Source organism: Delftia sp. CH05 (assembly GCF_009827015.1).
GTDB lineage: Bacteria > Pseudomonadota > Gammaproteobacteria > Burkholderiales > Burkholderiaceae_C > Comamonas > Comamonas tsuruhatensis.
The window spans coordinates 121,370-143,594 of sequence record NZ_WUMG01000006.1 but is presented as its reverse complement, the minus strand read 5'-3'; the positions used below and the strand labels follow the sequence as shown (position 1 = coordinate 143,594).

Genomic DNA, 22,225 nt, shown 5'->3' with positions numbered 1-22,225 from the left:
CTTGTTATTTCTCTTTGCCGAACAGGCCGGCGGGGCGGATGAGCAAAACGATGACCATGATGAAGAACACCACGGTGGACGATGCCTCGGGCCAGAAGACCTTGGTCAGGCCCTCGATCACCCCCAGGCCCAGGCCGGTGAGGATGGAGCCCATGATGGAGCCCATGCCTCCGATCACCACCACGGCGAAGACCACGATGATGAGGTTCTGCCCCATCAGCGGCGTGACCTGGTAGACGGGCGCCGCCAGCACGCCGGCAAACGCCGCCAGCGCCGCGCCGAAGGCATAGGTCAGCGTGATCATCACGGGCACGTTGACGCCGAAGGCCTCGACCAGGCGCGGGTTCTCGGTGCCGGCCCGCAGGTAGGCGCCGATGCGCGTCTTCTCGATCATGAACCAGGTGGCCACGCAGACCACGATGGAGGCCAGCACCACCCAGGCGCGGTAGTTGGGCAGGATCATGAAGCCCAGGTTGGTCGCGCCCTCCAGCAGCTCGGGCGTGTCATAGCCCAGCCCCGAGACGCCGTAGACCGAGCGGAACAGGCCCTCGATCAGCAGCGACAGGCCCAGCGTCAGCAACAGGCCGTAGAGATGGTCGAGCTTGTAGATCCAGCGCAACAGGAAGCGCTCGATCAGCACCCCCAGCAGGCCCACCAGCAGCGGCGACAGCACCAGCATCACCCAGTAGTTGATGTTGAAGTAGCTCATGGCCATCCAGGTGACCATGGCGCCCAGCATGAACAACGCGCCGTGGGCGAAGTTGATCACGTTGAGCAGGCCGAAGATCACCGCCAGCCCCAGGCTGAGGATGGCGTAGAACGAGCCGTTGACCAGCCCCAGAAGGAGCTGGCTCATCAGGCCTGGCAGGGAAACACCAAAGATTTCCATGGGATGCAGCTGTCGTGGTTGGCCGGGTGGCGGTTGGGGGTCAGTGGCGGCGCGGCGTTACTTCCACAACGCGCACTTGGTCTCGGCCTTGGTGGTCCAGACCTGGTCGGCGGGCAGCGTGGCCACGACCTTCAGGTAGTCCCAGGGCTTCTTGGACTCGGCGGGCTTCTTGACCTCGACCAGGTACATGTCGTGGGCAAAGGTGCCGTCGGGACGGATCGAGCCCTTGCCGTAGAAGTCGTCGATGGGCGTGCTCTTGAGATGGGCCATGACCTTGTCGGCATCCGTGGACTTCACGGCCTGCACGGCCTTGAGGTAGCTGGTCACGGCCGAGTAGTCGGCGGCCTGGATGGAGGTAGGCATGCGCTTGGTCTTGGCAAAGAAGCGCTCGGCGAACTTGCGCGCCGCGTCGTTCTGGTCCCAGTACCAGCTGGTGGTGAACTGCATGCCTTCGGTGTTCTTCAGGCCCAGGCTGTGGATGTCGGTCAGGAACACCAGCAGGCCCACGGTCTTCATGCTCTTGTTGATGCCGAATTCCTTGGCCGCCTTGATGGCGTTGATGGTGTCGCCACCGGCATTGGCCAGGCCCAGGATCTGGGCCTTGGAGGCCTGCGCCTGCAGCAGGAAGGACGAGAAGTCCGAGGCGTTGAGCGGATGCTTGACGCCGCCCACCACCTTGCCGCCCTTGGCCTTGATCACCGCCGTGGTGTCGTTCTCCAGCGCGTGGCCGAAGGCGTAGTCTGCCGTCAGGAAGAACCAGTCCTTGCCGCCGCGCTCCACCACGGCCGTGCCCGTGCCCTTGGCCAGGGCCACGGTGTCATAGGCGTAGTGCACGGTGTAGGGATTGCACTGCTCGTTGGTCAGCGCCGACGAGCCTGCGCCGCTGTTGAAGTGCACGCGCTTTTTCTCATTGGCCACCTGCGACACCGCCAGGGCCGTGCCGGAGTTGGTGCCGCTGAACACCAGCGAGATACCCTGCGTGTCCACCCACTCGCGCACCTTGGAGGCGGCGATGTCGGCCTTGTTCTGGTGGTCGGCGCTCAGCAGCTCGATGGGCTGGCCCAGCACCTTGCCGCCGAAGTCATCGATGGCCATCTGCATGGCGGTGACGGCGTTCTTGCCTTCCACGTCCGCATAGAGGCTGGACATGTCGGTCACGAAGCCGATCTTCACCTTCTCCTGTGCCATGGCAAGCGGGCTGGCCAGGCCGGCGGCGGCCAGCATGCACGACAGTGCGGTCAGTTTTGCTTTCATTGGTGTCTCCTTCGCGTTGATGTCTTGGGTTTTTTGTCACAGGGCCATGGCAGGAATGCAGCCGGCGAGCCCCAGGCGCCAGCCACGATGGATATCCGGGTCAGACTCCGAGCAGTTCGTTGAGCACGGGCATCTTGGCCTGCAGCTCGGCCGCGCCGAAACGCTCGACCACATGGCCGTGCTCGACCACGTAGAAGCGGTCGGCCAGCGGCGCCGCGAAGTGGAAGTTCTGCTCCACCATCACCACGGTGTAGCCCTTGGTGCGCAGCATGGTGATCATGCGGGCCAGCGCCTGCACGATGACGGGTGCCAGGCCTTCGGAGATCTCGTCGAGCAGCAGCAGCCGCGCGCCGGTACGCAAAATGCGCGCCACCGCCAGCATCTGCTGCTCGCCGCCCGACAGGCGCGTGCCCTGGCTGTGGCGGCGCTCGGCCAGGTTGGGGAACATGGCGTAGATCTCGTCCACGCTCATGCCCTGCTGGCCGGTCTTGAGCGGCGGCGGCAGCATCAGGTTCTCCTCGCACGAGAGGCTGGAGAAGATGCCGCGCTCTTCCGGGCAGTAGCCCACGCCCAGGTGGGCAATGCGGTGCGTGGGCAGGTGGATGGCCTCCACGCCATTGATCCTGATCGAGCCCTTGCGTGCGCCCGTCAGCCCCATGATGGCGCGCAGCGTGGACGTGCGGCCCGCGCCGTTGCGTCCCAGCAGCGTGACTACCTCGCCGGGCTGGACCACCAGGTCCATGCCGTGCAGCACATGGGATTCGCCATACCAGGCCTGCAGGCCCTTGATTTCCAATGCCGGTGCAGTCATCTCAATGCGCTCCCTGCAACTGGCCGTCGGTGGTGCCCATATACGCTTCCATCACTTGCGGGTTGCGCGAAACTTCCTCGTATGGCCCCTCGGCCAGCACGGCGCCGCGCTGCAGCACCGTGATGCGGTCGGCGATGGTGGAGATCACCTTCATGTTGTGCTCCACCATGAGAATCGTGCGGCCTGCCGAGACCTTCTTGATCAGCTGGGTCACGCGGTCCACGTCTTCGTGGCCCATGCCCTGGGTGGGCTCGTCCAGCAGCATCAGCTCGGGCTCCATGGCCAGAGTGGTGGCGATCTCCAGCGCGCGCTTGCGGCCATAGGGCAGGTTGACGGTGACCTCGTCGGCCAGGTCCTGCAGGCCGACTTCGGACAGCAGCTGCATGGCGCGGTCATTGAGCATGGACAGGCTTTTTTCGCTGCGCCAGAAATGGAACTCGGTGCCCAGCTTGCGCTGCAGGCCGATGCGCACGTTCTCCAGCAGCGTGCAATGCGGGAAGACGGCCGAGATCTGGAAGGACCGGATCACGCCACGGCGCGCGATCTGCGCCGGCGCCTCCTGCGTGATGTCCTCGCCGTTGAAACGGATGGTGCCGGAGGTGGGCTCCAGGAACTTGGTCAGCAGATTGAAGCAGGTGGTCTTGCCTGCGCCATTGGGGCCGATCAAGGCATGGATGGAGCCGCGGCGCACCGAAAGGTCCACCTTGCTCACCGCCGTAAATCCCTTGAACTCTTTGGTCAGGTTCCGGGTTTCGAGAATAACGTCGCTCATGTGCGCTTCGCCTGCTCCGTTGATGCTGCCAGCCGCCAACGCGTCGCCAGAGGCTCTGGTGGGCGTTGTGCAGGGTCGGACGCATCGTAGGCTTGCCGACGTTGTGCACCGCAGCGGGAAAACGCCTACGTAGGTGCTCCTAAGCACAGGCCCTGCCCCGCACTGCAGCATGGCGCATCAAGACGAGTCGCCGCAAAAACAAGAAGCAACCACTCACACTTGAAATAATCAAGCAGTCACGGGGCTGCAAGGCGCCGCGGCTGCAGGCGGGCCCTAGGGTTCTCCATCACCTCGGCCCGGCGACGCCCACGCGGAAGGCCAGAGCGCTTCCAAAGAGATAGCAAACTACCCTTTTTGCGGCTTGGCAGACAGCGACCAATGTCTGCTGCATTACGGGAAACACCCAGGTGGGCAATCTCCCTGTGGCCTGCTCAGTCACTATGCGAAAAGCCGCGGATATGCTTGGGTTTGTCGCCCCATCAATTGAATGGCGACAAAGCGACTCAAAGCGCTATTCAATTAATAGCATCAGGTGATTGCCTGGCATGTGAATTGGCGATTGATCGGCATGAGCGCAATTGTCGCCGCCAAGACAGCATGTACCCGGAGCAAGTTACTGCAGCGTTTCCTTGCTGCCTTGCGGCAAGGCCAATGGAACCACGGCAATGCCTTCGTCCAGCAATTGCATGGCCTGCTCGGGACTCGCCTTGCCGCGGATGGCGCGCTCTTCGGTCTCGCCGTAGTGCATGCGGCGGGCTTCATCGGCAAAGCGTTCGCCCACGTCCTCGGTCTGCTGCGCGACCTTGCGCGACCACTGCAGCCAGGCGGCCTGCATGGCCTGCAATTGCTCACGCGCATGGGGCGGCATGGCCGTTGAAGCAGCGGCTGCCGCGCTGGCGGCCGAGGCGGCTGCAGCAGGCTCTGCCGCCGCAGCCGGGGGCAAACTTGCAGGCTTGGCGCCAAGATTGATGCGGGGGGCGCTCAGGCGCTTGGTGATGTCGCTGTGGCCGCAGACGGGGCACAGCACCAGCTGGCGCTGCAGCTGGCTCTGGAAATCCTCTTCCGAGGCGAACCAGCCCTCGAAGAGATGGCCCTGCGGGCAATGGAGGTCGAGCACTTTCATCGCGCACCCTCATCCATGAAGCAACCGGCACCGCGGCCTCAGCCGCGGCGGTGAATCAGGAAACGATAGACGAAACCCGGGAATGCCAGTGTCAGGAACAACGCCCCCGTGATGGCATAGAACTCCCAGCCCTGGGGTGCAATCTGCCCCACGCGGCGCTCCAGCAGCAGCGCCACGCCGCCGACGATGAAGTACAGCAGCACCATCTCCAGCAGGCACAGGGCCAGCGGCTTGCGCTGGGTGCGCAGCGGCCCCAGCTGCAGCCAGCGGGGGTTGAAGAAAGGCAAATTGGCTGCCACAAGGGCAGCCAATATCACGAGCCAGATCGAAGCGGTTTGCGACAAGCCGATGTCCTCACCGCAGGGCCTTGCGCGCAAGGCCCTGCACAGGGAAAGTGGATCAGGAAGCCAGGGCGCGCACGACGGCGTCGGCGCACAGGGCCATCAGGCCGCCGGGCAGGATGCCCAGACCCAGCACCAGGGCGCCATTGAGGGTCAGCACCACGCGCACGTCCAGCGAAGCGGAAACGCTGGTGGCGGTGATGGGCTCATCAAAGTACATGACCTTGACGACGCGCAGGTAGTAGAAGGCGCCGATCAGCGACATGACCACGGCGAACACGGCCAGGGCGATGTACAGGCTGTGGCCCGAAGCCACCAGCGCCTGCAGCACCGACAGCTTGGCGTAGAAGCCGACCAGGGGCGGAATGCCGGCCATGGAGAACAGGCAGATCGCCATCACGCCGGCATACAGCGGGCTGCGCTGGTTCAGGCCGGCAAAGTCGGCGACCTCTTCGCTCTCGAAGCCTTCGCGGGCCAGCAGCTGGATCACGCCGAAGGCGGCCAGCGTGGTCAGCACATAGGTCACCACGTAGAACATGGCCGAGCTGTAGGCGTTCTCGACGGTGGCCGGATCGACCTTGCCGTCGACCACACCCGACATCAGGCCCAGCAGCACGAAGCCCATCTGCGAGATGGTCGAGTAGGCCAGCATGCGCTTGAGGTTGGTCTGCTGCAGGCCGGCCAGGTTGCCGACCAGCAGAGAGGCAATGGCAAGCACGGCCAGCATCTGCTGCCAGTCGATGGCCAGCGGCAGCAGGCCGTCCACCAGCAGGCGGATGACGATGGCGAAGGCCGCCAGCTTGGGCGCGCCACCGATCATGGTGGTGATGGCCGTGGGAGCGCCCTGGTACACGTCGGGGACCCACATGTGGAAGGGAACCACGCCCAGCTTGAAGGCCAGGCCGGAGACCACGAAGACCAGGCCGAACACCAGCACCTGGTGCTTGATTTCGCCCGAGTTGATGGCCTTGAACACCTGGCCGATGTCCAGCGAACCGGTCGCGCCGTAGAGCATGGACATGCCGTACAGCAGGAAGCCGCTGGCCATGGCGCCAAGCACGAAGTACTTCATCGCGGCCTCGACCGAAGCCGTGTGGTCGCGGCGCAGCGCCACCAGGGCGTAGCTGGACAGCGTCAGCAGCTCCAGGCCCAGGTAGATGACCAGGAAGTTGTTGCCCGAGATCATGATGAACATGCCCAGCAGCGCGAGCATGGCCAGCGTGAACAGCTCGCCGCCGCGCAGCATGTCGCGGTCAGCGGCATAGGGTCGGCCGTAGACCAGGGTGACCATCATGGCCACGGTGGCGAAACACTTGAGCCAGTTGCCCATGGCGTCGGAGACGACCATGTTGCCCCAGCCATAGAACGTGTTGCCACTGGAGGCATACATGCCTTGCAGCACGGCCACCACGCCCAGGGTCAGCAGTGTCAGAACATAGGTGCCCGTGCGGCGCGGGCTTTTGACGCCCAGGTCCACCAGGGCGATCACGCAGGCCATGACCAGGAGAAGGATCTCCGGATAGATGGCCAGCCAGCTGATGTTGTCAATCATCTCGATTCTCTCGTTTCAGTCTGGTCACTGCAGCTTGCTCATGGCCACATGCTTGAGCAGCTCGGCCACGGACACATCCATCACGTCAGTGAAGGGCTTGGGATACAGGCCCATGTACAGCACGGCGATGGCCAGCAGACCCAGCACCAGGAACTCGCGGTTGCCGATGTCGGTCAGGCCGCGCACATTGTCATTGGTGACAGGACCCAGGTAGACGCGCTTGTACATCCACAGCGTGTAGGCCGCGCCGAAGATCAGCGCCGTGGCAGCGCCCAGGCCGATCCAGAAGTTGTATTGCACGGCGCCCAGGATCACCATCCACTCGCCGACGAAGCCGGCCGTCGCGGGCAGGCCGCAGTTGGCCATGGCGAACAGCAGCGCGAAGGCCGCGAACTTGGGCATGGTGTTGACCACGCCGCCGTAGGAAGCGATTTCACGCGAGTGCACGCGGTCGTAGAGCACGCCGATGCACAGGAACATGGCGCCCGACACGAAGCCGTGGGCAATCATCTGCACGATGCCGCCGGCAATGCCCAGCGGATTGAAGATGAAGAAGCCCAGGGTCACGAAGCCCATGTGGGCCACGGACGAGTAGGCCACCAGCTTCTTCATGTCCTTTTGCACCAGGGCGACCACGCCCACGTAGATCACGGCGATCAGCGACAGGGCGATGACCAGCCAGGCCCACTTGTGCGAGGCATCGGGTGCGATGGGCATGGAAAAGCGCAGGAAACCGTAGGCGCCCAGCTTCAGCATGATGGCGGCCAGCACGGCGGAGCCGCCGGTGGGCGCTTCCACGTGCACGTCGGGCAGCCAGGTGTGGACCGGCCACATCGGCACCTTCACGGCAAAGGCCGCGAAGAAGGCGAAGAAGATCAGCGTCTGGGCCGTCATGGACAGCGGCAGCTTGTGCCAGTCGAGGATCTCGAAGCTGCCACCCGACTGGGTGTACAGGTAGATCACGGCGACCAGGGTCAGCAGCGAACCCATCAGCGTGTACAGGAAGAACTTGAAGGCCGCATAGATGCGGTTGGGACCGCCCCAGATGCCGATGATCAGGTACATCGGGATCAGCGTGGCCTCGAAGAACACGTAGAAAAGCAGGCCGTCCAGCGCGCTGAACACGCCGACCATCAGGCCGGACAGGATCAGGAAGGCGCCCATGTACTGGTTCACGCGCTCGGTGATGTTCTCCCACGACGCGATCACGACGATCACGGTGATGAAGGCGGTCAGCGGCACGAACCAGAACGAGATGCCATCCACGCCCAGGTGGTAGTGGATGTTGAAGCGCTCGATCCACAGCGCCTTCTCCACGAACTGCATGGCAGCCGTGCTGTTGTCGAACTGCTGTATCAGCGGCAGCGTGACGGCCAGGCCTGCCAGCGCGCCGACCAGGGCCAGCCAGCGCACTGCCTTGACCTGATCCTCGCGGCCCAGGGCCAGCAGGAGGGCGCCGAAGGCGATCGGCACCCAGATTGAAAGACTCAACCAATGCATTTTTGTTCTTCCCCTACTACTTGTTGAGCCACACGAAATACGTCATGAGAGCGAACACGCCCAGCAGCATGACCAACGCGTAGTGATAGAGATAGCCCGACTGCAGCTTGCGCACCCACTGGCCGATGCGGCCGATGAGCTTCCACGAGCCGTTGACGATGCCGCCATCGATGATGGCCTGGTCGCCGACCTTCCAGAAGAAGCTGCCGAAGACGCGTGCGCCGCGGGCGAAGATGTTCTCGTAGACCCAGTCCACGCCGTACTTGCCTTCCAGTGCCTGGTAGACACCGATCTTCTGCATGGACGACTTGATGGCGGCAGGCACTTCGGGCTTGACCATGTAGAACAGGTAGGAGACGACGACGCCTGCCAGTGCCAGCCAGAACGGCGCGGCCGTGAAGCCGTGCAGCGCCATGGGCACCCAGCCGTGGATCTTCTCGGCCAGCTCGGCCATGGCGCCGTGCTTGCTGCCATCGACGTGGATCACGCCCTTGAAGAAATCACCGAACAGCATGGGCATCAGTGCCAGGGCACCGATCACCACCGAGGGGATGGCCAGCAGCATCAGCGGGCCGGTCACGACCAGCGGCGACTCATGCGGCTTGGCATCGTGGCCATGGCCGTGGTGGTCGTCATGGGCGTGGTGGTCATCGTGGCCATGGTGGTGCGCATCGGGATTCTGGTCGTAGCGCTCCTTGCCGTGGAAGACGATGAAGTACAGGCGGAAGGAGTAGAAGGCCGTGATGAACACGCCGGCCAGCACCGCGAAGTTGGCGAAGCCAGCACCCGGCAGGTTGGTGGCGTGCACGGCCTCGATGATGGCGTCCTTCGAGTAGAAGCCCGAGAAGAACGGCGTGCCGATCAGCGCCAGGTTGCCCAGCAGGAACGTGATCCAGGTGATGGGCATGTACTTGCGCACGCCGCCCATCCAGCGGATGTCCTGGTTGTGGTGCATGCCCATGATCACCGAGCCGGCGCCAAGGAACAGCAGGGCCTTGAAGAAGGCGTGGGTCATCAGGTGGAACACGGCCACCGAGTAGGCCGAGGCGCCCAGGGCCACGGTCATGTAGCCCAGCTGCGACAGCGTGGAGTACGCGATCACGCGCTTGATGTCGTTCTGGATGATGCCCAGCACGCCCATGAACAGCGCCGTGATGGAGCCGATCACCAGGATGAAGCTCAGTGCCGTGTCCGACAGCTCGTACAGCGGCGACATGCGCGAGACCATGAAGATGCCGGCCGTCACCATGGTGGCGGCGTGGATCAGTGCCGAGATGGGGGTCGGGCCTTCCATCGAATCGGGCAGCCAGGCATGCAGCGGGAACTGGGCCGACTTGCCCATGGCGCCGATGAACAGGCAGATGGCCGTCACCGTCACCAGCAGCCAGCCGGTGCCCGGCAGCAGGGTGTTCTGGATCTCGGGCAGCTTGGCGAAGATCTCGCCGTAGTTCATGGTGCCCGTGTAGGCAGCGATCAGGCCGATGCCCAGGATGAAGCCGAAGTCGCCCACGCGGTTGACCAGGAAGGCCTTCATGTTGGCGAAGATGGCCGAGGGCTTGTTGTAGTAGAAGCCGATCAGCAGATACGACACCAGGCCCACGGCTTCCCAGCCGAAGAACAGCTGCAGCAGGTTGTTGCTCATGACGAGCATCAACATGGAGAAGGTGAACAGCGAGATGTAGGAGAAGAAACGGTTGTAGCCGTCATCTTCCTGCATGTAGCCGATGGTGTAGATGTGCACCATCAGCGACACGAAGGTCACCACGCACATCATCATGGCCGTGATGCTGTCGATCAGGAAACCGACTTCCATCTTCAGCCCGCCGATTTCCATCCAGGTGTAGATGGACTGGTCGAAGCGCGCCCCGTCGAAGATCACGCTGTTGAAGGTGATGGCCGACAGGATGAAGGCGATCAGCACGCCCAAAATCGTGAGGGAATGGCTGCCGCCGCGACCGATCTTGTTGCCGCCGAAGGCCGTGCCCCAGATACCCGCGAGCGCGGAACCCGCCAGCGGTGCCAGCGGCACCGCCAGGAGCATGGATGCAGAGAGTGTTTGACTCATTCTTAAGAACCTTGCAAGTTACGGCGGACTCAACCCTTGAGGGAGTTGAGATCTTCCGCATTGATGCTGGTCTTGTTGCGGAACAGAAGCACCAGGATCGCCAGACCGATGGCCGACTCGGCCGCTGCCACTGTCAGGATGAAGAACACGAACACCTGTCCGTGCATGTCACCCAGATAGCTGGAGAAGGCCACGAAGTTCATGTTGACGGCCAGGAGCATCAGCTCGATGGCCATCAGCAGCACGATCAGGTTCTTGCGGTTCAGAAAAATGCCAACGACGGAGAGCGCGAACAGCATGGCGCCCAGCGTCAAGTAATGGCCCAAAGTCAGCGTCATGCTTTTGTCTCCACGGCGGGGGTTGCCTCGGCGGCCGGTGCCTGCGGCGCCTGGGTGACCGGCACCTTGACCAGCTCGAGGCGATCCTTTGCGCGCACGCGGATCTGCTGGGCCGGGTTCACTGCCTTGCTGTCCTTGCGCTTGCGCAGGGTCAGGGCGATGGCGGCGATCATGGCCACCAGCAGGATCACGGCAGCGATCTCGACGGGGTACAGGTATTCGGTGTACAGCAGCTTGCCCAGGGCCTGGGTATTGGAGTACTGCACGGTCTGGCCGGCAGCGTTGACCGTGGCCGCAATGGCCTTGGGCTCCTCGACACCGCTGAAGCCGCCCATCAGCACCATGCCCATTTCAAAGGCGATCAGTGCGCCGATCAGGGCAGCGAAGGGGAAATGCTTCCAGAAGCCCTGGCGCACGGCGTCGATGCGGATGTCCAGCATCATCACCACGAACAGGAACAGCACCATCACGGCGCCCAGGTAGACCAGCACCAAGGTCACGCCCAGGAACTCGGCCTTGAGCAAAAGCCAGATGCCGGCAGCCTGCGAGAAGGCCAGGATCAGGTTGAGCACGGCGTGCACGGGGTTGCGCGCCGTGACGACCCGGAAGGCTGCAAACAGCAGCACGACCGAGAACAGATAGAAGAAACCAGTTTTGGCGTCCATGGATCGAATCTTTTCAAGTGATCAAGGAGCCGCTTCAGCGGTACTTGGCGTCCGCAGCCTTGGCGGCGGCAATCTCGGGTTCGTAGCGATCGCCAACGGCCAGCAGCATGTCCTTGGTGAAGTACAGGTCGCCGCGCTTTTCTCCGTGGTATTCGAAGATATGCGTCTCGACGATGGAATCCACCGGGCAGCTTTCCTCGCAGAAGCCGCAGAAGATGCACTTGGTCAGGTCGATGTCGTAGCGCGTGGTACGGCGCGAGCCGTCGTCACGCACATCGGACTCGATGGTGATGGCCATGGCCGGGCAGACCGCTTCGCACAGCTTGCAGGCGATGCAGCGCTCTTCGCCGTTGTCATAACGGCGCAGGGCGTGCAGTCCGCGAAAACGCGGCGACAGAGGTGTCTTTTCTTCGGGGAACTGCACCGTGACCTTGCGGCGGAAGGTGTAGCGGCCAGTCAGGGCCATGCCCTTGGCCAGTTCCCAGAGCATGAAGCTCTTGAAGAAATCTTTGATCGAAAATGGGGTAGCAGCAACCGCAGACATTCTTGCTCCGCTCAGTTCCAGATGTTCCAAGGCGAGTGCATCCAGCCACCCACGATGACCAGCCACACCAGGGTGACGGGAATGAAGATCTTCCAGCCCAGACGCATGATCTGGTCATAGCGAAAGCGCGGGAAGGTGGCACGGATCCAGATGAACATGGACACGACCAGGAAAGTCTTCGCCGCCAGCCAGATCCATCCGGGGATGAACGACAGGAAGTCGAACGGAGGCAGCCAGCCGCCCAGGAACATGATCACGGCCAGGATGGACACCAGCCACATGCTGGCGTACTCGGCCAGGAAGAAGATGGCAAAGCCCATGCCCGAGTACTCGACCATGTGGCCGGCCACGATTTCGGCTTCGCCTTCGACCACGTCGAAGGGGTGGCGGTTGGTCTCGGCCACGGCCGAGATCAGGTACACCACGAAGATCGGCAGCAGCGGCAGCCAGTTCCACGACAGGACGCTGGCACCCATGCTGGCGAACTGGCCCTGGCCCTGGCTCAGCACGATCTGCGTCAGATTCATGCTGCCCGTGACCATGATCACCACCAGGAAGCAGAAGCCCAGCGCGATCTCGTAGCTGACCATCTGCGCCGAGGCGCGCAGCGCGCCCAGGAAGGCGTACTTGGAGTTGGAGGCCCAGCCGGCAATGATCACGCCATAGACTTCGATGGACGTGATGGCCATGATCAGCAGCAGGCCGGCGTTGACGTTGGCCAGCGCCACTTCGGGGCCGAAGGGGATCGCCACCCATGCCGCCAGGGCGGGCATGATGGCCATCACGGGACCCACGTAGAACAGGCCCTTGGCGGCGGCCGTGGGCTGTATCAGTTCCTTGGTCAGCAGCTTCAGGCCATCGGCCAGGGGCTGCAGCAGGCCGAAGGGACCCACGCGGTTGGGACCCATGCGAACCTGCATGAAGCCCAGCAGCTTGCGCTCCCACAGCGTCAGGTAGGCCACGGCGCCCATCAGCGGGGCGACGATGGCGACGATGCCCAGCAGGATCCAGAGCACGGGCCAGGCCACGTCGGTCCACCAGGGGGCGGCGATCAGGCCGGCACCGGCCGTCTTGAGTGCGTCAATCATGCGGCGCCTCCCTCACGAGCCTGACGTGCATCTGCCGTCAGTTGCAGCGACGTCGCGCGGCGCACGATGCTGTCGAGCTGATAAATGCTGGCCACCACGGGCGCGGCATGGCCGGCGCCGTTGGCGATGGAATTCACGGCAGGCGCACCATTGCCCAGCAGGTTGGCCGGCACGCTGGTGGCGCCGGCGGTGGCGGCTGCGAGCACATCCTGCGACGTCTCGTAGTCCACGCCCTGCACGCCCAGCAGGTTGGCCAGAACGCGCAGCACCTTCCAGCCCGGACGGGCTTCGGCCAGCGGCTTGACCACGGCATGGAAGCTCTGCAGGCGGCCTTCGGCGTTGACGAAGCTGCCCGAGGTTTCCGTGAACGGGGCGATGGGCAGCAGCACGTCGCTGAATTCCATGTTGGCCTTGAACGGACTCAGGGTCACGACCATCTCGGCCTTGCCCAGTGCCTCTGCGGCGCGGGCGCCGGCAGCGGAGTCGAACACGGGTTCGTTGTTCAGCAGCAGCACGGCCTTGAGGCCGCCGGCCAGCATCTGGCCTGCGTTCAGGCCCGAAGCGGCAGGCTGTGCGCCCACCCACTGCGCGCCCACCGTGTTGGCGGCTTCGGTCAGGTAGCCGACCGAGGCGCCGGTCTGCTCGGCAATCCAGTTGGCCAGCGACAGCAGGGTCGATGCCTGTGCGTGGTGCGCAGCGGCATTGCCCAGCAAGATGGCCTTGCGCTCACCGCGCAGCAGCGCGGTGGCAATGGCCTGGGCCTCGGCATGCACGTCGGCGGCGGCCACGGGAGCGGCAACACCCTTTTCCTGCGCCACGGCGGCGGCCACATCGGCCAGCGCCTGGGCCCAGTCCGGGGCTGCCACGATGGACGCCGTCACCGGCATGGCCCAGTCGTAGACACGCTCATTGATGGCGAGCACGGTGCAGCCCTGCTTGGCCGCCTGGCGGATGCGCTGCGCGAACAGCGGATGGTCCTTGCGCAGGTTGGAGCCGAGCACCAGGACGCCTTGCAGCTTGGACAGCGAGGCGATGGGCGTGCCCAGCCACTGCACGCCCTGGGCGGCGGTGAACTCGGCATTGCGCAGGCGATGGTCGATGTTCTCGCTGCCCAGGCCGCGCACCAGCTTGCCTGCCAGGAACAGCTCTTCCAGCGTGCTGTGCGGGCTGACCAGCGCGCCGATGGCGGAGGCGCCATGGTCGTTCTTGATCTGGCGCAGGCCGTTGGCCACGTATTCGAGGGCCGTCTGCCAGTCGACTTCCTTCCACTCGCCGCCCTGCTTGAGCATGGGGCGGGTCAGGCGTTCGTCACTGTTCAGGGCTTCATAGGAGAAGCGGTCGCGGTCGGCGATCCAGCATTCGTTGACCTCTTCGTTCTCGAAGGGCACGACGCGCAGGACCTTGTGGTTCTTGACCTGGACGATGAGGTTGGCACCCGTGGAGTCATGGGGCGAGACCGACTTGCGGCGCGACAGCTCCCAGGTGCGGGCGCTGTAGCGGAAGGGCTTGCTGGTCAGCGCGCCCACGGGGCAGATGTCGATCATGTTGCCCGACAGCTCGGAGTCCACCGTATCGCCCACCACCGTGGTGATCTCGGAGTGCTCGCCGCGGTTGATCATGCCCAGCTCCATCACGCCGGACACTTCCTGTCCGAAGCGCACGCAGCGGGTGCAGTGGATGCAGCGGCTCATCTCCTGCATGGAGATCAGCGGGCCCACGTCCTTGTGGAAGACCACGCGCTTTTCTTCCTCGTAGCGCGAGGCGGAGCTGCCGTAGCCCACGGCCAGATCCTGCAGCTGGCATTCGCCGCCCTGGTCGCAGATCGGGCAGTCCAGCGGGTGATTGATGAGCAGGAACTCCATCACCGATTGCTGTGCCTTGATCGCCTTCTCGCTCTTGGTGCGCACGATCATGCCCTGCGTCACGGGCGTGGCGCAGGCGGGCATGGGCTTGGGGGCCTTTTCCACGTCCACCAGGCACATGCGGCAGTTGGCGGCGATGGAAAGTTTCTTGTGGTAGCAGAAATGCGGGATGTAGGTGCCTGCCTTCTCGGCTGCATGCATGACCATGCAGCCCTCGGCGACCTCCACCTTCTTTCCGTCCAGTTCAATTTCAACCATATGCTTTTCTCGCGATCAGGCGGCGTGGACCGTCTGCTTGGAAGCGTTCTGGATCTTCGCTTCAAACTCGTGGCGGAAGTGCTTGATCATGGCGCGCACCGGCATCGCTGCCGCATCGCCCAGCGCACAGATCGTGCGCCCCATGATGTTCACGGACACCGAGTCCAACAGCTCGATGTCTTCAGGACGGCCTTCGCCGTGCTCGATTCGGTTGACCACGCGCCACAGCCAGCCCGTGCCTTCGCGGCAGGGAGTGCACTGGCCGCAGGACTCGTGCTGGTAGAAGTAGGACAGGCGCAGCAGGCTCTCGACCATGTCGCGCGAGTCGTCCATCACGATCACGGCGCCCGAGCCCAGCATGGAGCCGGCCTTGGCGATGGAGTCGTAGTCCATCGTGCATTCCATGATGATGTCGGCCGGCAGCACGGGCGAGGACGATCCGCCGGGGATCACGGCCTTGAGCTTGCGGCCCGTGCGCACGCCACCGGCCAGCTCCAGCAGCTTGCTGAAGGGCGTGCCCAGCGGCACTTCGTAGTTGCCGGGCAGGTTGACGTCGCCGCTGACCGAGAAGATCTTGGTGCCGCCATTGTTGGGCTTGCCGCACTCCAGGTACGCAGCACCGCCGTTGCGGATGATCCAGGGAACGGCCGCAAAGGTTTCGGTGTTGTTGATGGTGGTGGGCTTGCCGTACAGGCCGAAGCTGGCCGGGAACGGCGGCTTGAAGCGCGGCTGGCCCTTCTTGCCTTCCAGCGACTCCAGCAGCGCAGTCTCTTCGCCGCAGATGTAGGCGCCGAAGCCATGGTGCGCGTGCAGCTGGAAGCTGAAGCTGCTGCCCATGATGTTGTCGCCCAGGTAGCCGGCAGCGCGGGCTTCCTCCAGCGCGGCCTCGAAGCGCTCATAGGCCTCGAAGATTTCGCCGTGGATGTAGTTGTAGCCCAGGGAGATGCCCATCGCGTAGGCCGCGATGATCATGCCCTCGATCACGATGTGGGGGTTGTGCACCAGGATGTCCCGGTCCTTGCAGGTGCCCGGCTCGCCTTCGTCCGAGTTGCACACCAGGTGCTTCTGGCCCGGGAACTGGCGGGGCATGAAGCTCCACTTCAGGCCCGTGGGGAAACCTGCGCCGCCGCGGCCGCGCAGTCCCGACTCCTTGACGGTGGCGATCACCTGATCCTGCGTCAGGCCTTCGCTGCCGTCCTTGCCCAGGATCTTGCGCAGCGCCTGGTAGCCGCCGCGTGCCTCGTAGTCCTTGATGGACCAGTTGGCGCCGGTCAGATCGGCATAGATCTGGGGATTGATGTGGCGGTCGTGGAAGCAGGTCTCGCTGCCCGAGGCGGCAAACCTGGCCAGGACCGATTGTGCGGCGGCGTTCATGCCTTGCCCTCCGCGGCGCGCAGGCCGTCGATCAGTTCGTCGAGCTTTTCGTTGCTCATGAAGCTGCACATGCAGCGGTCGTTCACCAGCATCACCGGCGAATCCGCGCAGGCACCCAGGCACTCGGACTGCTGCAGCGTGAACATGCCGTCGGGCGTGGTCTCGCCCATCTTGATGCCCAGGCGGGATTCCAGATGGTGCAGCGCCTTGTAGCCGTCGCGCAGCTGGCAGGGCAGGTTGGTGCAGACGTTCAGCTTGAACTTGCCCACCGGCCGCTGGTTGTACATGTTGTAGAACGTGGTGACTTCGTGCACCGCGATCTCGGCCATGCCCAGGAACTCGGCGATCACGGCCTCGCTCTCGGGACTGACCCAGCCCTGCTCCTGCTGCACGATGGACAGGCAGGCCATCACGGCCGACTGCTTCTGGTCGGCCGGGTACTTGGCCACCTCGCGCGCAAAGCGCTCCTTGGTCGCTTCGGTAATCATCGGTCAACGTCTCCAAACACGATGTCCAGGGTACTCAGCACCATCACGGCGTCGGCCAGCATGTGGCCTCGGCACAGTTCGTCCATGGCGGACAGATTGGCGAATCCCGGCGGACGGATCTTCAGGCGGTAGGGCTTGTTGGCCCCGTCGCTCACGATGTAGATGCCGAACTCCCCCTTGGGGTGTTCGATGGCCGCGTAAGCCTCGCCTTCGGGCACGCGGAAACCTTCGGTGAAGAGCTTGAAGTGGTGGATCAGCTCTTCCATGTTGGACTTCATGCCTTCGCGCGGCGGCGGGGCGATCTTGTGGTTGTCCACGATCACCGGGCCCGGGTTGGCACGCAGCCAGTCCACGCACTGCTTGATGATGCGGTTGGACTGGCGCATTTCGGCCACGCGCACCAGATAGCGGTCGTAGCAGTCGCCGGTCTTGCCCACGGGCACGTCGAAGTCCATGCGGTCATAGACCTCGTAGGGCTGCGACTTGCGCATGTCCCAGGCCACGCCGGAGGCACGCAGCATGGGGCCGGTCAGGCCCAGGTTCATGGCACGCTCGGCCGTCACCACGCCGATGTCCACGTTGCGCTGCTTCCAGATGCGGTTGTCGGTCAGCAGGGTCTCGTACTCGTCGGCGCACTTGGGGAAGCGCTGCGTGAAGTCGTCGATGAAGTCCAGCAGCGAGCCCTGGCGGTTGCGGTTCATGACCTCGACCGAGCGCGCATTGCGCACCTTGCTGGCCTTGTACTGCGGCATGGTGTCGGGCAGGTCGCGGTAGACGCCGCCCGGACGGAAATAGGCCGCGTGCATGCGCGCGCCGGAGACCGCCTCGTACATGTCCATGAGGTCTTCGCGCTCACGGAAGGTATAGATCAGCGTCGTGGAGCTGCCTGCATCGTTGCCGCTGGAGCCCAGCCACATCAGGTGATTCATGATGCGGGTGATCTCCGAATACATCACGCGGATGTACTGGGCGCGAATGGGCACTTCGATGCCCAGCAGCTTCTCGATGGCCAGGCAGTAGGCGTGCTCGTTGCACATCATGGACACGTAGTCCAGCCGGTCCATATAGGGCAGCGACTGGATGTAGGTCTTGCTCTCTGCCAGTTTTTCCGTCGCGCGGTGCAGCAGACCGATGTGCGGGTCTGCACGCTGCACCACTTCACCGTCGAGCTCCAGCACCAGGCGCAGCACGCCGTGCGCTGCCGGGTGCTGCGGACCAAAGTTCAGGGAATAGTTCTTGATTTCAGCCATGGTCGTCCATCAAAAAGGCGCCTGCAGCGCCTTCAGTGCAGGCCCCCGTAGTTGTCTTCGCGGATGATCCGCGGCGTGATCTCGCGGGGCTCGATGGTGACCGGCTGGTACACCACGCGCTGCTGTTCGGGGTCATAGCGCATCTCCACATGGCCCGACAGCGGGAAGTCCTTGCGGAAGGGATGGCCGATGAAGCCGTAGTCGGTCAGGATGCGGCGCAGGTCGTCATGGCCATCGAAGACGATGCCGAACAGGTCGAACGCCTCGCGCTCGAACCAGTTGGCGCCGGCCCAGATGGGAGTGACCGAAGCCACCACCGGAAAATCGTCGTCGGTACAGAAGACGCGAACGCGCAGGCGCTGGTTCAGGCTGATCGACAGCAGGTGGGACACCACGGCAAAGCGCGGCCCTTCGCGGCCGACTTCCGCATAGGTGGAATAGTCCACGCCACACAGATCCACCAGGACCTCGAACCGGCAATCCGGGGCGCTTTGCAGAACCTGCATGGCCTCCAGATAGTTGGCAGCGGACACTTCGACCGTCACCTCGCCCAGGGCCACGGTCACGCTGCGCGCCTTGTCGCCCAAGGCAGCAGCCACCACATCCCGAAGCACTTCGGGGTGAATCGCAATAGCAGTCATCATCTAGCCCTTAGACGCGAGCGATGGTATGGGTGCGGCGGATCTTCTGCTGCAGCTGGATGATGCCGTAGATCAGGGCTTCCGCCGTGGGGGGGCAACCAGGCACATAGACATCGACCGGCACGATGCGGTCGCAGCCACGCACCACGGAATAGCTGTAGTGGTAGTAGCCGCCGCCATTGGCGCACGAGCCCATGGAAATGACCCAGCGGGGCTCGGACATCTGGTCATAGACCTTGCGCATGGCGGGCGCCATCTTGTTGCACAGGGTGCCGGCCACAATCATCAGGTCCGACTGGCGGGGGCTGGCACGGAAGACTTCCGAGCCAAAGCGGCCAATGTCGTAACGCGCCGCCGCAGCGTGCATCATCTCGACCGCGCAGCAGGCCAGACCAAATGTCATGGGCCACAGCGAGCCCGTCTTGGCCCAATTCACCACCGAGTCGTAACTCGTGGTGATGAAGCCTTCCTTCATCACGCCTTCGATCATCGTGTTTCCTTAGTGAACCCGCATCAGTCCCAGTCCAACGCACCCTTCTTCCATTCGTAGACAAAGCCCACGACGAGAACGGTCAGGAAAATCAGGACAGCGGCGAAACCAGCCCCACCCACGTCCCGAAGCGCAACGGCCCAGGGCAGCAGAAAGGCGATTTCCAAATCAAATAGGATGAACAGGATGGCGACGAGGTAGTAGCGCACATCGAATTTCATGCGCGCGTCTTCGAAGGCCTCGAAGCCACATTCGTAGGGAGAGTTCTTGGCGGCATCGGGCCGGTTCGGACCCAGCACATACCCCAGTACCAGGGGGACTACGCCGACACCCATGCCGACGAGAATGAACAAGAGAACGGGAAGATACTGGTCGATGTTCATCGTGTGCGGCTACCTTGAAAGGCATGCCCGCACCGATCAGCCTGATCAGCAGGGCAGGCTCTTAGTTATATCTTGGTGCCGTCGGCGAGACTCGAACTCGCACAGCTTTCGCCACTACCCCCTCAAGATAGCGTGTCTACCAATTTCACCACGACGGCTACGTCTCGATTTCGGCTGGCTCTTTATCTTCGTTGCAAAGATTCCGCCTACCGAACAATCTCTAGATTCTACTCTGAAAAACCCTCGGACCAGGAGGACCGAGGGCTTTGTTCGAAATTATTTCGTGGGAATCTGGGCCGCACCTTCAGCACCGGCAGCAGGCGCCTGACCTGCCGCAGGAGCAGGCACTTCGCCAGCAGCGCCAGGGACGGCGGGAGCCGGTGCCGTGATGGGGGCCGCGCCTTCCAGCACGCTGCCCGAGCTGACGGGACGCGCATTGCTCAGATAGGCCAGCGCCAGCGTGGTCACGAAGAACACCGTGGCCAGGCCTGCCGTGGAGCGCGACAGAAAGTTCGCGCTGCCCGAGGCACCGAACAGGCTGCCGGAGCTGCCGCTGCCGAACGAGGCGCCCATGTCGGCGCCCTTTCCGTGCTGGATCAGGATCAGGCCGATCATGCCGAGTGCCGACAGCATCTGGACGGCGAGGATCACGCTTGCGAATGCATTCATTGGTTGTACCTGCTAGTAACGCGAGAGCTAAAAAAGCGAATGGAGAAACTGCTCCGGCTCACTGGGCCGCAGCGATGATGGTCAGGAAATCCGGCGCCTTGAGCGACGCCCCGCCCACAAGGCCACCGTCAATGTCGGCCTGGGCCAGAAGCTGGGCTGCATTGGAGGCATTCATGCTGCCGCCGTAGAGCAAGGGGATGCGGTCAGCCTGCCGGCTGGCAGCCGCCAGCTGGGCGCGCAGCACGGTATGCACCTGCTGCGCCTGCTCGGGTGTTGCGGTCCTGCCGGTGCCGATAGCCCAGACAGGCTCGTAGGCCACGACCAGCTCACTGATGCACTGACCCACCTGATGAATCACGGCTGCCAGCTGGCGCTTGACGACTTCCTCGGTCTGCCCCGCCTCGCGCTCTGCCAGCGTTTCGCCCACACAGACGATGGGCGTGACGCCCTTGGCCAGCGCAGCCTGCGCCTTCAAGGCCACCACGGCATCGGTTTCACCATGGTATTGGCGACGCTCCGAGTGCCCCACCAAGGTGTAGCGCACGTCAAAATCCTGGAGCATGGCAGCCGAAAGCTCGCCCGTGTAGGCGCCCGAGTCATGCTGCGACACATCCTGCGCAGCCACGCCAATGGACGACCCTGCAAGCTCGGCCTGGGCCTGGGCCAGATAGGCAGCCGGCACGGCCACCGCCACACCCGCATTTCCACCTTCGGGCAGCCCCTGCTTGAGGGCCTTGAGCAACACGGCATTGGCAGCCAGGCTGCCATTCATCTTCCAGTTGCCGACGATGAGTTTCTTCTTCATGGTTACCACGTCAAAACGATTTTGCCGGTGTGCTGACTCGACTCCATCAGCGCGTGCGCCTTGTCGGCATCAGCGGCAGCAAAGGTGCTGTGAATCACAGGGCGGATACCGCCTGCCTCGATGAGCGGCCAGACCTCGCGCCGCAGCGCCTGGGCGATGGCCGCCTTGAAGGCGACAGGACGCGGACGCAGCGTGGAGCCCGTCACCAGCAGGCGACGGCGCAGGACCAGGCCCGCATCGAACTCCGCCTTGATGCCGCCCTGCACCGCAATGATGACCAGACGGCCATCCTCGGCCAGGCTCTGCACTTCGCGCGCCACATAGCTGCCCGCCACCATGTCCAGGATCACGTCCACGCCCTTGCCGTCGGTGATGCGCTGCACCTCCGCGGCAAAGTCCTGGGTACGGTAGTTGATGGCATGGTCGGCGCCCAGCTTCAGGCAGTCGGCGCATTTGGCATCGGAGCCAGCCGTCACGATGACCGTGGCGCCACGCGCCTTGGCCAACTGGATGGCCGTCACGCCAATGCCGCTGCTGCCGCCCTGCACCAGCAGGGTTTCGCCCGCCTGCAAGGCGCCGCGATCGAACACATTGCTCCAGACGGTGAAGAAGGTTTCGGGCAATGCCGAAGCCTCCACCTCGCTGAGCCCCGCCGGGATGGGCAGGCACTGGGCCACTGGCGCAACGCAGTACTCCGCATAGCCACCACCGGCCAGCAGCGCGCACACGCGGTCGCCCACGCGCAGGCCTGCCAGCCGCATGGCGTCGTCGTCACCCGACACGATCACCCCGGCCACTTCCAGCCCGGGCAGATCCGAGGCACCGGGCGGCGGGGCGTAGTGCCCCTTGCGCTGCAACACATCAGGGCGATTGACACCGCTGGCCGAGACCTGGATCAGCAACTCCTGCGCGCCGGCCACGGGCAGCGGACGCTCGCCCAGGCGCAAGACATCGGGGCCACCAAAGTCCGTGAGTTCCACGGCACGCATGATTTGCTTTTCCATTTTTCGACCTCGCAATCCCTGTCAAAAATGCCACAAGCGCTGAACAGGTCAGCGCTTTT

General features: G+C 63.8%; 23 protein-coding genes and 1 tRNA gene. All 24 read right to left on the bottom strand.

Annotated elements, in window-relative coordinates; all coding sequences use genetic code 11:
• Positions 1–4: 4 nt before the first annotated feature.
• The 24 genes from GRX31_RS08075 to GRX31_RS07960 all read right to left on the bottom strand — a co-directional run bounded on the left by GRX31_RS08075 (position 5) and on the right by GRX31_RS07960 (position 22,166).
• Entirely contained in the window at positions 5–889 is an 885-nt protein-coding gene (locus tag GRX31_RS08075; protein ID WP_012206960.1) for a branched-chain amino acid ABC transporter permease, read from the bottom strand.
• A gap of 57 nt (positions 890–946) precedes the next feature.
• Positions 947–2,143 (bottom strand): ABC transporter substrate-binding protein, encoded by a 1,197-nt coding sequence (locus tag GRX31_RS08070; protein ID WP_016447696.1) that lies wholly within the window; start codon positions 2,141–2,143, stop codon positions 947–949.
• A 100-nt stretch (positions 2,144–2,243) separates the two neighbouring features.
• A complete protein-coding gene (locus GRX31_RS08065) occupies positions 2,244–2,954 on the bottom strand; it encodes an ABC transporter ATP-binding protein (protein ID WP_016447697.1) in 711 nt (236 codons plus the stop codon).
• Between the two features lies 1 nt (position 2,955).
• Positions 2,956–3,726 (bottom strand): ABC transporter ATP-binding protein, encoded by a 771-nt coding sequence (locus tag GRX31_RS08060; RefSeq protein ID WP_016447698.1) that lies wholly within the window; start codon positions 3,724–3,726, stop codon positions 2,956–2,958.
• A 613-nt stretch (positions 3,727–4,339) separates the two neighbouring features.
• Positions 4,340–4,849 (bottom strand): DUF1178 family protein, encoded by a 510-nt coding sequence (locus GRX31_RS08055; protein WP_160852118.1) that lies wholly within the window; start codon positions 4,847–4,849, stop codon positions 4,340–4,342.
• Between the two features lie 38 nt (positions 4,850–4,887).
• Positions 4,888–5,193, bottom strand: coding sequence for a DUF2818 family protein (locus GRX31_RS08050; protein WP_016447700.1), 306 nt, complete (start codon positions 5,191–5,193; stop codon positions 4,888–4,890).
• Between the two features lie 55 nt (positions 5,194–5,248).
• Entirely contained in the window at positions 5,249–6,742 is a 1,494-nt protein-coding gene (gene nuoN / locus GRX31_RS08045) for an NADH-quinone oxidoreductase subunit NuoN (RefSeq protein ID WP_016447701.1), read from the bottom strand.
• 24 nt (positions 6,743–6,766) lie between these two features.
• Positions 6,767–8,242, bottom strand: coding sequence for an NADH-quinone oxidoreductase subunit M (locus GRX31_RS08040; RefSeq protein WP_046239124.1), 1,476 nt, complete (start codon positions 8,240–8,242; stop codon positions 6,767–6,769).
• A gap of 16 nt (positions 8,243–8,258) precedes the next feature.
• Positions 8,259–10,307 carry an NADH-quinone oxidoreductase subunit L gene (gene nuoL / locus GRX31_RS08035; RefSeq protein WP_202396518.1) on the bottom strand — a complete coding sequence of 683 codons (2,049 nt, stop codon included), beginning with the start codon at positions 10,305–10,307 and terminating at the stop codon, positions 8,259–8,261.
• Between the two features lie 29 nt (positions 10,308–10,336).
• The gene (gene nuoK, locus GRX31_RS08030) at positions 10,337–10,645 is read right to left on the bottom strand and encodes an NADH-quinone oxidoreductase subunit NuoK (RefSeq protein ID WP_016447704.1); all 309 of its coding nucleotides are present in this window, start codon (positions 10,643–10,645) and stop codon (positions 10,337–10,339) included.
• Complete coding sequence (locus tag GRX31_RS08025; protein WP_012206970.1) at positions 10,642–11,310, bottom strand: NADH-quinone oxidoreductase subunit J; 669 nt, start codon at positions 11,308–11,310, stop codon at positions 10,642–10,644. Before GRX31_RS08025 ends, nuoK begins: the two co-directional genes overlap by 4 nt.
• Positions 11,311–11,344: 34 nt before the next feature.
• Positions 11,345–11,854, bottom strand: coding sequence for an NADH-quinone oxidoreductase subunit NuoI (nuoI, locus tag GRX31_RS08020; RefSeq protein ID WP_016447705.1), 510 nt, complete (start codon positions 11,852–11,854; stop codon positions 11,345–11,347).
• Between the two features lie 11 nt (positions 11,855–11,865).
• Positions 11,866–12,942, bottom strand: coding sequence for an NADH-quinone oxidoreductase subunit NuoH (nuoH, locus tag GRX31_RS08015; RefSeq protein WP_016447706.1), 1,077 nt, complete (start codon positions 12,940–12,942; stop codon positions 11,866–11,868).
• Positions 12,939–15,062 (bottom strand): NADH-quinone oxidoreductase subunit NuoG, encoded by a 2,124-nt coding sequence (nuoG, locus tag GRX31_RS08010; RefSeq protein ID WP_016447707.1) that lies wholly within the window; start codon positions 15,060–15,062, stop codon positions 12,939–12,941. The genes nuoH and nuoG overlap by 4 nt, the downstream gene beginning before the upstream one ends.
• 15 nt (positions 15,063–15,077) lie before the next feature.
• Entirely contained in the window at positions 15,078–16,436 is a 1,359-nt protein-coding gene (gene nuoF / locus GRX31_RS08005) for an NADH-quinone oxidoreductase subunit NuoF (protein WP_016447708.1), read from the bottom strand.
• A complete protein-coding gene (gene nuoE, locus GRX31_RS08000) occupies positions 16,433–16,924 on the bottom strand; it encodes an NADH-quinone oxidoreductase subunit NuoE (protein ID WP_016447709.1) in 492 nt (163 codons plus the stop codon). Before nuoE ends, nuoF begins: the two co-directional genes overlap by 4 nt.
• Positions 16,921–18,174, bottom strand: coding sequence for an NADH-quinone oxidoreductase subunit D (locus tag GRX31_RS07995; RefSeq protein WP_016447710.1), 1,254 nt, complete (start codon positions 18,172–18,174; stop codon positions 16,921–16,923). The genes nuoE and GRX31_RS07995 overlap by 4 nt, the downstream gene beginning before the upstream one ends.
• Positions 18,175–18,206: 32 nt before the next feature.
• Positions 18,207–18,815: an NADH-quinone oxidoreductase subunit C gene (locus GRX31_RS07990; protein WP_160852116.1), complete on the bottom strand. Its 609-nt coding sequence runs from the start codon at positions 18,813–18,815 to the stop codon at positions 18,207–18,209.
• Positions 18,816–18,825: 10 nt separating this feature from the next.
• Entirely contained in the window at positions 18,826–19,305 is a 480-nt protein-coding gene (locus GRX31_RS07985; RefSeq protein WP_012206978.1) for a NuoB/complex I 20 kDa subunit family protein, read from the bottom strand.
• Positions 19,306–19,328: 23 nt separating this feature from the next.
• Complete coding sequence (locus GRX31_RS07980; RefSeq protein WP_012206979.1) at positions 19,329–19,688, bottom strand: NADH-quinone oxidoreductase subunit A; 360 nt, start codon at positions 19,686–19,688, stop codon at positions 19,329–19,331.
• Between the two features lie 73 nt (positions 19,689–19,761).
• Positions 19,762–19,846 (bottom strand) — tRNA-Leu (locus tag GRX31_RS07975).
• 118 nt (positions 19,847–19,964) lie between these two features.
• Positions 19,965–20,357, bottom strand: coding sequence for a preprotein translocase subunit SecG (gene secG, locus GRX31_RS07970; RefSeq protein ID WP_016447712.1), 393 nt, complete (start codon positions 20,355–20,357; stop codon positions 19,965–19,967).
• A 58-nt stretch (positions 20,358–20,415) separates the two neighbouring features.
• Positions 20,416–21,162 carry a triose-phosphate isomerase gene (tpiA, locus tag GRX31_RS07965; RefSeq protein ID WP_133072477.1) on the bottom strand — a complete coding sequence of 249 codons (747 nt, stop codon included), beginning with the start codon at positions 21,160–21,162 and terminating at the stop codon, positions 20,416–20,418.
• Between the two features lie 2 nt (positions 21,163–21,164).
• A complete protein-coding gene (locus tag GRX31_RS07960) occupies positions 21,165–22,166 on the bottom strand; it encodes an NAD(P)H-quinone oxidoreductase (protein WP_017404093.1) in 1,002 nt (333 codons plus the stop codon).
• Positions 22,167–22,225 lie beyond the last annotated feature (59 nt).

What these genes read in the sequence shown, in the direction of transcription:
- GRX31_RS08075 (WP_012206960.1), bottom strand. Translation starts at nt 889, where the DNA reads ATGGAAATCTTTGGTGTTTCCCTGCCAGGCCTGATGAGCCAGCTCCTT.
- GRX31_RS08070 (WP_016447696.1), bottom strand. Translation starts at nt 2,143, where the DNA reads ATGAAAGCAAAACTGACCGCACTGTCGTGCATGCTGGCCGCCGCCGGC.
- GRX31_RS08065 (WP_016447697.1), bottom strand. Translation starts at nt 2,954, where the DNA reads ATGACTGCACCGGCATTGGAAATCAAGGGCCTGCAGGCCTGGTATGGC.
- GRX31_RS08060 (WP_016447698.1), bottom strand. Translation starts at nt 3,726, where the DNA reads ATGAGCGACGTTATTCTCGAAACCCGGAACCTGACCAAAGAGTTCAAG.
- GRX31_RS08055 (WP_160852118.1), bottom strand. Translation starts at nt 4,849, where the DNA reads ATGAAAGTGCTCGACCTCCATTGCCCGCAGGGCCATCTCTTCGAGGGC.
- nuoN (WP_016447701.1), bottom strand. Translation starts at nt 6,742, where the DNA reads ATGATTGACAACATCAGCTGGCTGGCCATCTATCCGGAGATCCTTCTC.
- GRX31_RS08040 (WP_046239124.1), bottom strand. Translation starts at nt 8,242, where the DNA reads ATGCATTGGTTGAGTCTTTCAATCTGGGTGCCGATCGCCTTCGGCGCC.
- nuoL (WP_202396518.1), bottom strand. Translation starts at nt 10,307, where the DNA reads ATGAGTCAAACACTCTCTGCATCCATGCTCCTGGCGGTGCCGCTGGCA.
- nuoK (WP_016447704.1), bottom strand. Translation starts at nt 10,645, where the DNA reads ATGACGCTGACTTTGGGCCATTACTTGACGCTGGGCGCCATGCTGTTC.
- GRX31_RS08025 (WP_012206970.1), bottom strand. Translation starts at nt 11,310, where the DNA reads ATGGACGCCAAAACTGGTTTCTTCTATCTGTTCTCGGTCGTGCTGCTG.
- nuoI (WP_016447705.1), bottom strand. Translation starts at nt 11,854, where the DNA reads ATGTCTGCGGTTGCTGCTACCCCATTTTCGATCAAAGATTTCTTCAAG.
- nuoH (WP_016447706.1), bottom strand. Translation starts at nt 12,942, where the DNA reads ATGATTGACGCACTCAAGACGGCCGGTGCCGGCCTGATCGCCGCCCCC.
- nuoG (WP_016447707.1), bottom strand. Translation starts at nt 15,062, where the DNA reads ATGGTTGAAATTGAACTGGACGGAAAGAAGGTGGAGGTCGCCGAGGGC.
- nuoF (WP_016447708.1), bottom strand. Translation starts at nt 16,436, where the DNA reads ATGAACGCCGCCGCACAATCGGTCCTGGCCAGGTTTGCCGCCTCGGGC.
- nuoE (WP_016447709.1), bottom strand. Translation starts at nt 16,924, where the DNA reads ATGATTACCGAAGCGACCAAGGAGCGCTTTGCGCGCGAGGTGGCCAAG.
- GRX31_RS07995 (WP_016447710.1), bottom strand. Translation starts at nt 18,174, where the DNA reads ATGGCTGAAATCAAGAACTATTCCCTGAACTTTGGTCCGCAGCACCCG.
- GRX31_RS07990 (WP_160852116.1), bottom strand. Translation starts at nt 18,815, where the DNA reads ATGACTGCTATTGCGATTCACCCCGAAGTGCTTCGGGATGTGGTGGCT.
- GRX31_RS07985 (WP_012206978.1), bottom strand. Translation starts at nt 19,305, where the DNA reads ATGATCGAAGGCGTGATGAAGGAAGGCTTCATCACCACGAGTTACGAC.
- GRX31_RS07980 (WP_012206979.1), bottom strand. Translation starts at nt 19,688, where the DNA reads ATGAACATCGACCAGTATCTTCCCGTTCTCTTGTTCATTCTCGTCGGC.
- secG (WP_016447712.1), bottom strand. Translation starts at nt 20,357, where the DNA reads ATGAATGCATTCGCAAGCGTGATCCTCGCCGTCCAGATGCTGTCGGCA.
- tpiA (WP_133072477.1), bottom strand. Translation starts at nt 21,162, where the DNA reads ATGAAGAAGAAACTCATCGTCGGCAACTGGAAGATGAATGGCAGCCTG.
- GRX31_RS07960 (WP_017404093.1), bottom strand. Translation starts at nt 22,166, where the DNA reads ATGGAAAAGCAAATCATGCGTGCCGTGGAACTCACGGACTTTGGTGGC.